The organism is Massilimicrobiota sp. An134 (assembly GCF_002160815.1).
Taxonomy (GTDB): Bacteria; Bacillota_I; Bacilli_A; order Erysipelotrichales; family Coprobacillaceae; genus Allocoprobacillus; species Allocoprobacillus merdigallinarum.
Window position 1 is genome coordinate 16,471 of the sequence record NZ_NFLH01000017.1, and the last position, 13,458, is coordinate 29,928.

Genomic DNA, 13,458 nt, shown 5'->3' on the forward strand with positions numbered 1-13,458 from the left:
TCATATGATAGAATTAGAACAACTACAACATTTAGTTACATTTCAAGAATGTCAGACATTATCCAAGGCAGCTAAACAGCTTCATATATCACAACCTGTTTTAACACGTTCTATGCAAAAATTAGAAGAAGAGTTAGAAGTCAATTTATTTAACAGAACTAAAAATAAAATTGCTTTTAATGAAACAGGTCTATTAGCTGTTTCTCTAGCAAAACGTATTTTAGATGATACAAAAGATATGAAAAAACAACTTGTAGATTTTGATAGAAAACTACATACTTTTGCGATTGGTTCATGTGCGCCAGCACCATTATCTTATTTAAGTCGTAAATTTTCACAGTTCTATCCTCAAAGAACACTATTAACAGAAATTAAAGATATGCATATCTTAATCAAAGGTCTAAAGGAAAAAGACTATACAATCATTATCATGCCTTATGACATAGAAGATGAACAGATTGAAAGTATTCCATTTATGGAAGAACAATTATTTTTTTCTTTACCTCTAACGCATCCTTTAGCTCATAAAAAATCCATCTCATTAAAGGAAATGGATGGAGAGAAAATGTTATTAATGTCAAATATTGGTTTTTGGAATGATATGCATAAAAAAACAATGCCCCATACAAAATTTCTGATTCAAAACGATCGTTCTGTTTTCTATGATTTGGTAGAACTGTCTACATTACCTTCATTTACATCTGACTATGTTATGAAAACTGAAATCATGCCTCAAAATAGAGTGATCATCCCTATTTCAGATGCCCAGTCACATGCGACGTTCTACTGCTGGTATCTTAGAGAAAACGAAGCTCAATTAAGAACTTTATTATATCATCTATAAAAAAGGATGAAATAGTTCCCAAATAACGGAATTCATTTCATCCTTTTCAATATCATATTTATTTTAACTTATTGTATTCTTCGTCACTTACTGGTTCTAACCATTCATTAGAAGCCCCTTCTGCCGGTACAGAAATTGCAATATGAGCAAACCAGCTATCTTTAGCAGCACCATGCCAATGTTTCACTTCTGGAGGAATATCCACAGTATCACCTGGTTTTAATTCTCTAGCAGGTTTCCCCCATTCCTGATACCATCCTCTACCATCAGTAACCAGTAGAATTTGTCCACCTTTATGATGAATATGCCAATTATTGCGACAACCTGGTTCGAATGTGACATTACTTACTGGTAAACTTTCAGCAAGGGGCTGTAAATAACTTTGACCAATAAAATATTGAGCAAACGCTGTATTTTCTTCTCCAACGGGAAATAATGTTTTAACATCTTTCATACTCTTCTAACCTCCTATCTGCTTCTATTATATATCTACCAAACAAAAATATCTAATACCTATTTTTTATTATCAACAATGCTTAAAAAGCATTAACATTTGGCGACAAACTGATTAAAAATCTCCTGCATTTTTTGATCAGTTTTACACATATCTTCAGGATGAAATTGAACTGCTGTAATCGGTAAAGATATATGTTCAATAGCTTCAATCATCTGATCTTCACTGTATGCGACAGCTTTTAATCCCTTTCCTAAATGATCAATAGCTTGATGATGAAAACTGTTCACATATCCTCTATCTTGAAAGATAGGATATAAAAAACTATTTTCTTGAATGTTTATTGTATGACTTGCACATTCTCTTCTTTCTTTTTGAGAATGTAAAAGTATTTTCTGTGGAGCATAAGATAAATCTTGATAAAGCGTTCCACCAAAAGCTACATTGATCACTTGAAGTCCTCGACATACACCAAAAATAGGTATATTTTTTTGTGTTGCTTTTTTTATCAAGGCAATCTCATATAAATCTCTAGGATAATCTGTTTCACCTAATAAGGGTAATGGATTTTCATGATAGAGTAATGGATTGACATCACAACCACCAATAATCATTAAACCATCAATCATATCTAATTGCATATCTATATCTTCAATAGGAACAGGCGGCAATAAAACTGGGATTCCTTGTGCTGCAATAATAGCCTGTAAATAATCTTGTTTAATAAAATGTATATATTTATCATTTTGTAGTTCTTCACTACATGTTACTCCAATTCTCTTTTTCATACTTTTCTCCTTTCTTCTTTTATATCAATTCAATATATCATAAAAATCATATCTTATACATAAATATGATTTACAATATCTTATTCACTTTTTATTTGAATATGAATACATGCAAAAAGCCAGCTAATGCTGACTTTTATTTTTCAAAATGCTGTGCTACTTTTTGTAAGTCTTCAATAATTGGTAAATGTTGTGGACATACATTTTCACATTGCCCACATCCAATACATTCACTTGCTTTACCAAAAGTCTTTGTCAAGTTATTGTAGTATTCACCTTGAGGTGTCCATCCTTTTTCTTCTACTTCCTGTAAATCAGCATTATATAATGAGAAATATTTAGGAATAGCTATATGCATTGGACATCCTTCTGTACAATATGAACATCCTGTACATGGAATAGCAATCGTTGAATTAATAATATCAACAGCCTGACGAATCAATTGATATTCATCATCATGAAGTGGCTGCATATCTTTCATATAGCTTATATTATCTTCTAATTGAGCCATATTAGACATCCCACTTAATACCATCATGACATTATCAAGACTTGCCGCAAAACGAATAGCCCATGAAGGTACTGACATATCTGGATGATATTCTTTATACATATTTTCAACTTTTTCAGGAACTTTCGCTAATGTTCCACCTTTAACAGGTTCCATCACAATAACAGGTTTATGATATTTTGTTGCCACCTCATAACATTGACGAGATTGAACACCTACACTATCCCAATCCAAATAATTAATTTGTAATTGAACAAATTCAAATTCTGGATGTTCCTGTAATACCTTTTCTAATAATTCTGGTCCATCATGGAATGAAAATCCAATAGTTTTAACCAATCCTTGTTTTTTCTTTTCTTGAATCCATGTAAAACAATCAAGCTTTTCATATGTTTCAATACTATGTGTATTAATATCGTGTAAAAGATAATAATCAAAGTATTCTACACCAGTTTTCTTTAACTGTTCATTAAAGATTTTATCTCTATCTTCTTTTGTCTGAATAAAACCTGAATGTAATTTTGTAGCAAGTGTATAAGTCTGACGATCATGACGTTTCACTAATGCCTCTCTCGCTGCATTTTCACTATTAAATCCACAATACATCCACGCTGTATCAAAATAAGTAAATCCATTTTCTATAAAAGTATCTACCATTTGTTTCACTTGTTCAATATCAATCTTTGAAGGATCGTTTTCATCAAGTGATGGTAATCTCATTAATCCAAAACCTAATTTCTTTGTCATATCATTTCCTCCTACTCGATTATTTATTATACACCCTAAAGTTAACTTTAGGTCAAGAAAAAAGAAAGGATCACCTTTCTTCATCTTATTCTATATGACCACTGCTGATTCCTTCATTCTTCTTATCAAGTGGTAACCATTCTAAAACACGTTCAATATAACGATCCCAAAAATCCCATTCATGCGCACCTGGTCCTTCTTCATAAGTGACATTGATTCCCTGTTGAAGTAAAAAATCACGGTAATCACGATTTTCTTTAATCAGTGAATCATCAGTGCCACATGCCATATATATCGCAGGCACATCTTTTATAGCCATATTTTGAATCAGTGCCTTATAATCTTTGTCACTTCCTTTTAACTTATGTAAATCACCAAAAACAGAAGTTAAATAACTTCTTTTATACATATAAGGTACGTCGTCACCATCCTTAGCATTAATAAAAGTGTCAATCAATAACGCTGAAGACAATGCGGCAATATAACCAAATGTCTGATAATATTTGAGTCCATTGATAATAGCTCCATATCCACCCATAGACAACCCTGCAATAAATGTATCTTCTCGACGTTGTGATAAAGGGAACATGGCTCTTGTGATAGAAACAAGTTCTTCACCAATAAATTGTGAATAATATTCATGGGAGTTTTCATTATCAACATAAAATTTATTCTCTCCTGAAGGCATAATAACAGCTAAATCATGATCCTGTGCCCACCTTTGAATACGTGTACCACATACCCAATCTGTATAATTTCCAAAAATCCCATGTAATAAGTATAATGTTTTGAATTTTTTATTTGGCTGGTTTACCTTTTTATCAACAGGAATAATAGCATTAATTGTGACTGTGCGCATTAACTTTTCTGAGAAAAAATCAACTTGTACTAATGCCATTATGATAAATCCTTTCCAAAATATTTATAAAATGCTTTGTCAATACCCGCACAATCAACATAATCAGTAACAAATTCTGCAATGTTTTTTAAACGATCTACTGCATTTCCCATCGCAATACCATGTCCAACCAACTCAAACATTTCCATATCATTCACACCATCACCAAAAGCATAAGTATCTTTTTGATCAATTCCTAATTTTTGATATAAATACTTACAGGCTGTTCCTTTTTTAAATCCCTTATGATAAACATCCATACGAATCAATCCATGATCATAAGCAACAATTGTCATGTCATTTTCTAATTCATGATATGCTTTCCACATTTGTTCCACTGTTTCAAACAAAACACAGCAACTGATAGCATCTACATCCTGAGCCTCATATCTTTCTACTACATTCTCAGGTCTTTGATCTGTTCCCTGAAACATCACACGATGTTTAACGATCAATTCATCATCCAAACAATCACACCATTCTCCATGATGTCCATAAAACATAGGTCGCCCTTGGTATTTTTGATAAACTTCCATTTGTTTTTGTATTTCTGGAGTGGTTAAAACTTCATCAACCAGAATCTCATTATTATAAATGATATAATGTCCATCACATAAAACATAACCATCAAATGGAATATCTTTTAATCCTTCAGGGATAGCCCCTCTTGCTGAAGCAATGACGATCTTATTGCCTTGTTTCTGAAAATCTTTTAAAACCTGTTTTGTTTGATGACGAGGTTGCGTCATACCTTCTTGAGCATTTATTAAAGTTCCATCAATATCAAAGAAAACTATTTTCATTTTATCATTCTCCTTGCCATCATTATATCATTTCTCTTCTTTGAAAATCCATATAAATCCAACGAAAAAATATCTTGATTCATGATTCTCATTTTTGTAAAATCAAAAAAGAAATGGAGGTTTTCTATGAAATTAATTATGCTAGGTACAGGAAATGCTTTAGTAACAAAGTGTTATAATACCTGTTTTGTATTTGAAAATCAAAATCAATATTTCTTAGTTGATGGTGGTGGCGGAAATACCCTTTTATCACAGCTAGAAAAAGCGCATATTAATTGGCAGGATATTAAAGATATCTTTGTCACACATAAACATATTGATCATCTGATGGGAATTATCTGGATGATTCGTATGATTGGTCAACATATGAGTCAAGGAAAATATCAAGGTGAAGTGCGTATATATGCTCATAAAGAACTTATTGATATTATCATGCAAATGGTTCATCTGGTTTTAGAAGCAAAGCATACACAATTTATTAACAAACGCATTTACTTGATTGAAATTCAAGATCATGATAGTCATATGATTATCAATCATCAAGTCACTTTTTTTGATATTCATTCTACAAAAACAAAACAATTTGGTTTTCAAATGCAATTAGATCACAATAAAAAGTTATCTTGTTGTGGAGATGAACCATGTCATCAAATCAATGAAGATTATATTCAAAATAGTGATTGGTTACTTCATGAAGCTTTTTGTTTACATAGTGAAGCTGATATTTTTCATCCTTATGAAAAACATCATTCGACAGTGAAAGATGCCTGTCAATTAGCTCAGTCTTTAAATATTCAAAATCTTCTTTTGTATCACACTGAAGATAAAAATATCAAACAACGTCATTCTCTCTACATGCAAGAAGCCAAACAATATTTCCAGGGAAATATATGGATCCCTGATGATTTAGATATTATTAACATTCAATAGAAAAAGGAATTGAAATACGCAAGCAGTTTATTTCAATTCCTTTTCTATATCATATAACAAAGATATTTATTTGTAGGCATGATTGAAAGCATTTTGTAAATCTTCTATAAGAAGTTCTACTTCTTCTAATCCAATATACATTCTGATATGTCCAATATCTAAGCCTCTTTTTTTCAATTCTTCCTCGTTGCTTCCTTTCCATACAGGCATGACTAAACTTTCAAAGCCACCCCAACTATAGGCCAAAGTAAAATGTTTTAAAGAATCAACAAATCTTTCAATAACATCTGGGGTTGCATCTTTTAACACAAAACTTAATAAACTTCCATATCCCTTTAAATACTTATCTGTTAAATCAGTAGATGTATGGACCATAGGATGATATATTTTTTTAACATATGGACTTTGTTTTAAAAATTGTATCACTTGTTTAACACTTTGTTCTTGAGATTTTAAACGAACAGGCAATGTTCGTAATCCTCTTAATGCTAACCAGGCATTCATTGGGGACATTGTTGCTCCTAAAAAGATTTGACCAAATTCATTGATTTCATGTATATATTTTTGATTAGAAATGACAACGCCACCAACCAAATCACTATGTCCTCCAATATATTTTGAACAAGAATGTATAACAATATCAATTCCATGCACCAAAGGATTTTGAAATAATGGTGTTGCCCATGTATTATCAATAACTGTGATAATATTTCTTTGTTTCGCAAATTGACTGATCATCTCTAAATCAAGCATTTCAAACTTTTGAGAAGAAGGACTTTCAAAATAAATCATTCTTGTATTGTCCTTAACAAAAGCGAATATATCTTCAGTAGAAGATACATCAATTTTTGTACTTTCAACACCAAAACGTTCAAGATTTTGAATGAATTTGACAGTTGATCCATACACAGTATTCACAATGACAATATGATCCTTTTGTTGAACCAAGCTCAATATTGTGGCGCTGATTGCTCCCATTCCTGAAGCAAAAACTTTAGCACATTCTCCTTTTTCTAATTGAGCTAATTTCTCTTCTAGAATTGTTAATGTTGGGTTTTCTCCCCTTGTATATGTATAAGCACTTTTCTTATTCATATTAACATCAACATAGTGTTGAAAATCATCAAATTGAAATGAAGATGTTTGCACAATCTCAGGCGCAACACTCTTATATTCTCTTTGTGTTTTTTCTACTGATAAACAAATATTCTCTTGATCTAACATTTTATTTCTCCCTCTAAATATTTTCCAATTCCATCATGTTCATTATCTTCACAAATAGCATCTGCAACTTCTTTTACTGTATCAAAAGAGTTATCCATAGCTATACCTGTTCCCGCTATTTTTAACATATCTATATCGTTTTCACCATTTCCAAATGCAATAATATTTTCTAACGATATATTTTTAATTTGTGCTAACTTCAAAAGAGCCTGTCCTTTTGAAGCATGAACTGGATTAATTTCTACCCAATCTTTTTCTACTCTACATATACTAAAACGTGAAGACATCTGTTTTTGAAGAATTGGTATTTTTTCACTCATCATTGTTTCACTTTGCACAAATGCAACTTTCTTTATTGTAGAAAAAAGATGTTCTGGTATTTCATGAATATCATCAACCATATGTCTTTCTCTATCAATAAAATGCTCTTCCATAATCCCTGTATGTCCATAATCAAAAATATATAAACATGTTTCAAAGAAAATAATCATATCAAAGAAAGATGTTTGTGCTATTTCATTCAAAATCATTAAATCATCTTTTGTTAGTCTTTGTTCTCGATGCAAACATTCTTTTTTTGAATTATAAATTTCTAATCCGTTTAAAACAATATAACCACTTTGAGGATATTGATCCATATCTAACTGTTTTCCATAATACTCTAAGCTACTGACATCTCTGCCACTTGCTAAAACAAGAGCTACGCCTTGTTTTTGTAAGTGCATTAAAATCTCTTTTGTATATGGGAGTATTTTTTGTTGAGATGTTAACAATGTCCCATCCATATCCATCACAATCATATCTATATTTTTCATCGTTTTCCTCCCTCTTCTAACCATTGTACAATGGGTAAAATCCAAAATGCAACCCTTAATCAAAAAGATGTGCCTAAGCACATCAAAGAAGTGAGTGATATACTGTTTTTAGTTGTTTTCCTACTCTTTCAAGTGAACGTTCTTCAGCTACTTTTCTCCCTTCTTTCCCTAAATACGGAAGCTTCTTTTCTACAACATTTTGTATCAATTCTATAAACTCATCATTATCTTTTCCTTTATAACAATTCTTTCCATGTATAAGCCAACCTTCATAAACAGGTATATCTCTCAAAATAACCTGTTGATAAGATGACAACGCTTCTAAAACAACTATTCCTTCTGTTTCTTCATAACTAGGGAAGAAAAACGCATCTGCCCCACAATAAGCACCTTTAATAATATCACCGGTTATATAACCAGGAAAAATCACATTGGATGGATGATGTTTAATCACATTTCGAATTTGTTGAGGTATGGTATATAAAGAGATATCTCCAAACCATATAAAAGTATATTGGGGGAGTTTTTGAGCGATTTCAATAAAATCTAATATTCCTTTTCTTTGGAAAAACAAGCCAACACAGATAATAACTTTTTGTTGTGAAGTAAGATGAAAATATTGTTTAAACAATTGAATTCTCTCTTCATTATCATTATATTCTTCAATATCAACACCATTACTTATAGCATATATAGGTATATCTTTATTGACATAATGACTAATAAGTTTCTTTGAATATGCTGTTGGTGTAATAAGACAATCCGCTTTTGAATAGATTGTCATTAATCGTTTTCTAAATAGAGATGACATCTGATTTGATAAAATAAATGAATTTTTAAAATCCTCTTCCGTACTATGCGCATGAACAATGACTTTTTTGTGCATTTGATGACAACGATGTATGAGCCACTGACTCTGAAGTCCAACTGTGTTGATATGTGCAATATCAAAGGATTCTCGAGGATCTAAAGTATATTCTATTCCTTGAGATTGCAATGCTATGATTTGATGTTTAAGTGCTCTTCCGATACCAGATTTTCTAATCATATTCTGATTTTCAAAATATAATAAAACTTTCATAATATCACCTTTCCTATCTTCACTATACATAAAAAAAAGAAGAATAATGAAAAAAATTATGAAAGATTTTCTAAAAAGCATTCTATATTCGTAGCTTTACAATAATAAACAAATATTATTGTTATGATTAATATAAAACGGTTCTACTCGACATCATGAGTGAGTATTTGAGTAAACGATATATTCATTTTATACATAGATATATGAGTTGAAATCAATTATAAAATATAACTCAAAATCCTATATTAATGAATAATTATAATCTCATCAATCATAATATAAAATATACATTACATATTAATACCCAATCTCATAACCTATAATTTTGAAGAAATGTATGATTTGGCATAAAATAATATTGAAGAAATGTATGATTTAGCATAAAATAATATTGAAGAAATGTATGATTTAGAACAAAACAATATTGAAGAAATGTAAAAAGGAGTGATGGCAGTGTATTTCAAAAGAAAAGCTTACGATAAATTAATAGATTGGAAATCAAATTATGCTGATAACTATGCTGTTTTGTTAGAAGGTGCAAGACGTGTAGGAAAATCAACAATAGCTAAATTATTTGCTGAAAATGAGTATAAATCATACATTTTGATAGATTTTTCAATTGCTTCAGCTGATATATTATCCTGCTTTGATGATATTAATAATTTGGATATGTTTTTTTTAAGGTTACAGGCAATCACTGGAATTAATTTATATGAACATGAGTCAGTTATTATTTTTGATGAAGTACAGTTATTTCCTAAAGCCAGACAAGCAATTAAGCACTTGGTAAAAGATGGACGATATCATTATATTGAAACTGGTTCTTTAATATCCATTAAAAAAAATGTGAAAGATATCTTAATCCCTTCTGAAGAAATGAAAATTGAAGTCTATCCTATGGATTATGAAGAATTCTGCAATGCCACAGGAAATAATTATAATTTAATAAAGCAATTGTTTGATATGAAAAGAGCAATTGGTCAAGAAGTGAATAGAAAACTCATGAGAGATATTAGGATATATATGGCAGTCGGTGGTATGCCTCAAGCTGTTGAAGCATATGTGAATGGGAATAATTTTTCCACTATAGATAATGTAAAGCGTCAAATTATTCATCTTTATGAAGAAGATTTCAAAAAAATAGATCCATCAGGAAAAATATCTGCGCTTTATCATTCAATCCCCGCTCAATTAGCTAAAGATCAAAAGAAATACCGTATGTCCACTGCGCTAAAAAAGAGAACGACGATTAAAGAAGAAGAATTATTATTTGATTTATTTGATTCTAAAACTGTATTACCCTGCTACAATTCAACCGATCCTAAAGTGAGTTTGACTTCAACGAAAGATTTAAATAGCTATAAACTCTATTTATCTGATACGGGATTATTCGTAACACTTATGTTTATAGACCGACCTATTACAGAAAATGAAATATATGCTAAACTTCTTTCTGATAAATTACCAGCAAATTTAGGATATTTATATGAAAACTTAATGGCACAATTATTAGCTTCAAAAGATAGAGAATTATATTATCATACATGGCAAAAAGAAAATAGCACTCATTATTATGAGATAGACTTTTTAATTTCTGAAGGTAGTAAAATTTCAGCTATTGAGGTCAAATCTTCAGGTTCGGGTAAACATGATTCTATATGTAAATTTGAAAAAAAATATTCAAAACATATAAAAAATTGTTATATCTTTTCGCAAAAAGACTACAAACAGGAAAATGGTATACAGTTTATGCCCATATATTTAGCCCCATTTATATAAAATCTATTATTTAATAGAAAAAAGAATAACTTACAAGATATCTCTCCTTATCAAAATGAATAATTGAAATATCTCTAAATAATAAGTCTTGAAATCACGTGATTTCTTTGAGAATAATATGTTACAATAATGATATAAGGAGTGTGAGGCTATGCTTTTAGTTGATAAATTAATTCAAAAAGATAATTTTTCAAAAAGTGAAATGATTATCGCTGATTATATTATTAATCTTGGTGAAGATATCAAAGATATTTCAGCCAGAAAAATCGCAAGAGAAACATATACTTCCCCAGGAACAGTTTTAAATCTATGTGAAAAAGTTGGTGTTAAAGGATTTGATCATTTTAAAAGTGCATATTTAAAAGAAATACAATATCTTGATCAGCAGTTTGGAACCGTTGATCCTAATATTCCTTTTCATGAAAATGATACTTTTTTTATGATTGCTAATAAAATGGGAACTCTATATGAAGAGACTATTAAAGATACTTTATCCTTATTACAACATGATTCCTTACAAAAAGCTGTCCTTACATTATCCAAAGCTCAAAATATTCATATTTACTCTTTTGGAACCGCACTTAATATTGCAGAATCGTTTAAAGAAAAAATGATGAAAATAGGAAAAAATGTTTATATCACCAACAATTTAAATTATCAAAGATATGAAATGAATTGTATTACCAATCGTGATTGTGTGATCTTTATTTCATATTCTGGTGAGACAGGAAATATTATTGATATGGCCCAAACCTGTATTATAAAAAAGATTCCCTTTATTTCTATGACATCTTTTGGAGAAAATACATTAAGTCAAATGAGTGATATCAATCTCTTTATTTCTACCAGAGAACGATTAACTCATAATATCGCAAATTTTAATAGTAATTTATCAATTTTCTTTCTTTTAGACATTTTATACGCTACTTACTTTTCATTAAATTATATGGACAATCTTGAATATAAAATGAATGTTACTCATAAATTTGAAAATAAGCGTAGTTCTACTAATCCTATCTTAATTGATAATACTCATAAAAAATAACACTGTTCAGTTTTATATTTCAATTTTTTGACAAATTTTTTAACAGTGTTAAATGTTGTTCAATAAATATTTTTTTCAAGCCTCTTTGCATGTATATTTAAACATGCAAGGAGGTTTTTTTATGAAAATAAGAGACAATTTCTTATGGGGAGGAGCCACAGCAGCGAATCAGTATGAAGGTGCTTATTTAGAAGATGGAAAAGGTTTAAGCATTGCTGATGTGGAAATGGGAGCCCGTCATGGTGTTCCAAGAGAAATCCATAGCTATGTTCATGAGGATTGCTATTATCCAAGTCATGAAGGTGTTGATTTCTATCATCATTATAAAGAAGATATTGCTTTATTTGCAAAAATGGGATTCAAATGTTTTCGTATGTCAATTAATTGGCCAAGAATCTTCCCACATGGTGATGAAAAGACACCTAACGAAAAAGGTTTAGCTTTTTATGATCAAGTTTTTGATGAATTACTTAAATATGGTATTCAACCTATCGTCACAATTTCTCATTATGAAACACCATTATATCTTGTTCAGAAATATGGTTCATGGAGAAATAGAAAGTTGATTGATTTCTTTGAACATTATTGTGATGTTATTTTCCGTAGATATCATCACAAAGTCAAATATTGGTTGACTTTTAATGAAATCAATGAAACTATGAATCAAAAACAACCTTATCATCAAGCAGGTATTATTTATCAAGATAATGAAAATCCAGCTGATGTAAAAGTACTTGTTTCTCACAATATGATGGTAGCAAGTGCAAAAGCAGTTATATTGGCTCATCGTATTGATCCCACTTTAAAAGTAGGATGTATGTTCCAATATCCAACAACATATCCAAAAACTTGTCATCCAAATGATATTCTTGCAAGAAGATATCATATGATGCCGAATTTCTATTATGGAGATGTTATGTGTAAAGGCTATTATTCTAATACATGTACAGCTCAATTAAAACGTATGGGTGCAACTCTTTCTATGGAAGAAGGAGATAAAGACATCCTAAAGGAAGGAAAAGTTGATTTTATTGCCTTTAGTTATTATTTTTCTTCAATTGCTTCAAGTCCTGATGGTAAGGAACTTATTGTTGAACGTTCTAATCCATATCTTCAACGTAATGATTGGGATTGGCCAATCGACCCAACCGGACTTAGAGTTGCATTAAATGAGCTGTATGATCGCTATCAATTACCTTTATTCGTTGTTGAAAATGGTTTAGGAGCTATTGATCATATTGAAGAAGATGGCTCTATTCAAGATGATTATCGTATTGAATATTTAGCAAGTCATATTGAAGCTTTGAAAAAGGCTATTGAAGAAGATGATGTAGATGTGATTGGATATACTTGTTGGGGACCTATTGATATTGTTTCAGTAGGAACAGGTGAAATGAGAAAACGTTATGGTTTTATTTATGTTGATAAAGATGATGAAGGAAAAGGAACATTAAAACGTTACTTAAAGAAATCTTTTTATTGGTATAAGAAAGTCATTGAAACAAATGGTCAAACAAAATTCGATTAAGGAAAGAGGGT

General features: G+C 30.4%; 13 protein-coding genes. 5 read left to right on the plus strand and 8 right to left on the minus strand.

Translation table 11 applies throughout. The features are described 5' to 3' along the window. The first annotated feature begins 4 nt into the window (after nt 1-4). A complete protein-coding gene (locus B5E79_RS08090) occupies nt 5-844 on the plus strand; it encodes a LysR family transcriptional regulator (RefSeq protein WP_087297621.1) in 840 nt (279 codons plus the stop codon). 58 nt (nt 845-902) lie between these two features. On the opposite strand, the gene B5E79_RS08095 is transcribed toward B5E79_RS08090, so the two are convergent. The 5 genes from B5E79_RS08095 to B5E79_RS08115 form a co-directional block, all read right to left on the minus strand. Further along, the gene (locus B5E79_RS08095; protein WP_087297622.1) at nt 903-1,298 is read right to left on the minus strand and encodes a cupin domain-containing protein; all 396 of its coding nucleotides are present in this window, start codon (nt 1,296-1,298) and stop codon (nt 903-905) included. 92 nt (nt 1,299-1,390) lie between these two features. Continuing rightward, nucleotides 1,391-2,086 (minus strand): gamma-glutamyl-gamma-aminobutyrate hydrolase family protein, encoded by a 696-nt coding sequence (locus B5E79_RS08100; RefSeq protein ID WP_087297623.1) that lies wholly within the window; start codon nt 2,084-2,086, stop codon nt 1,391-1,393. Nucleotides 2,087-2,222: 136 nt separating this feature from the next. After that, the gene (locus tag B5E79_RS08105) at nt 2,223-3,344 is read right to left on the minus strand and encodes an aldo/keto reductase (RefSeq protein ID WP_087243646.1); all 1,122 of its coding nucleotides are present in this window, start codon (nt 3,342-3,344) and stop codon (nt 2,223-2,225) included. An 85-nt stretch (nt 3,345-3,429) separates the two neighbouring features. After that, nucleotides 3,430-4,242: an alpha/beta hydrolase gene (locus tag B5E79_RS08110; RefSeq protein WP_087297624.1), complete on the minus strand. Its 813-nt coding sequence runs from the start codon at nt 4,240-4,242 to the stop codon at nt 3,430-3,432. Further along, entirely contained in the window at nt 4,242-5,045 is an 804-nt protein-coding gene (locus tag B5E79_RS08115) for a Cof-type HAD-IIB family hydrolase (RefSeq protein WP_087297625.1), read from the minus strand. Before B5E79_RS08115 ends, B5E79_RS08110 begins: the two co-directional genes overlap by 1 nt. A gap of 126 nt (nt 5,046-5,171) precedes the next feature. Between B5E79_RS08115 and B5E79_RS08120 the strand changes: the two genes are divergently transcribed. Continuing rightward, nucleotides 5,172-5,975: an MBL fold metallo-hydrolase gene (locus tag B5E79_RS08120; protein WP_087297626.1), complete on the plus strand. Its 804-nt coding sequence runs from the start codon at nt 5,172-5,174 to the stop codon at nt 5,973-5,975. 66 nt (nt 5,976-6,041) lie between these two features. Here B5E79_RS08120 and B5E79_RS08125 read toward each other — a convergent pair whose 3' ends face one another. From B5E79_RS08125 to B5E79_RS08135, 3 genes are all read right to left on the minus strand, one after another. Beyond that, nucleotides 6,042-7,199 (minus strand): trans-sulfuration enzyme family protein, encoded by a 1,158-nt coding sequence (locus tag B5E79_RS08125; RefSeq protein WP_087297627.1) that lies wholly within the window; start codon nt 7,197-7,199, stop codon nt 6,042-6,044. Then, entirely contained in the window at nt 7,193-8,014 is an 822-nt protein-coding gene (locus B5E79_RS08130; protein WP_087297628.1) for a Cof-type HAD-IIB family hydrolase, read from the minus strand. The genes B5E79_RS08125 and B5E79_RS08130 overlap by 7 nt, the downstream gene beginning before the upstream one ends. Before the next feature lie 82 nt (nt 8,015-8,096). Continuing rightward, nucleotides 8,097-9,095 (minus strand): LTA glycolipid anchor biosynthesis glycosyltransferase, IagA/BgsA family, encoded by a 999-nt coding sequence (locus B5E79_RS08135; RefSeq protein ID WP_087243640.1) that lies wholly within the window; start codon nt 9,093-9,095, stop codon nt 8,097-8,099. 453 nt (nt 9,096-9,548) lie between these two features. Between B5E79_RS08135 and B5E79_RS08140 the strand changes: the two genes are divergently transcribed. The 3 genes from B5E79_RS08140 (at nt 9,549) to B5E79_RS08150 (ending at nt 13,447) form a co-directional block, all read left to right on the plus strand. Further along, nucleotides 9,549-10,874: an ATP-binding protein gene (locus tag B5E79_RS08140; protein WP_087297629.1), complete on the plus strand. Its 1,326-nt coding sequence runs from the start codon at nt 9,549-9,551 to the stop codon at nt 10,872-10,874. A 151-nt stretch (nt 10,875-11,025) separates the two neighbouring features. Continuing rightward, entirely contained in the window at nt 11,026-11,919 is an 894-nt protein-coding gene (locus B5E79_RS08145; RefSeq protein WP_087297630.1) for a MurR/RpiR family transcriptional regulator, read from the plus strand. A gap of 121 nt (nt 11,920-12,040) precedes the next feature. Beyond that, entirely contained in the window at nt 12,041-13,447 is a 1,407-nt protein-coding gene (locus B5E79_RS08150) for a 6-phospho-beta-glucosidase (protein ID WP_087297631.1), read from the plus strand. Nucleotides 13,448-13,458: the final 11 nt, after the last annotated feature.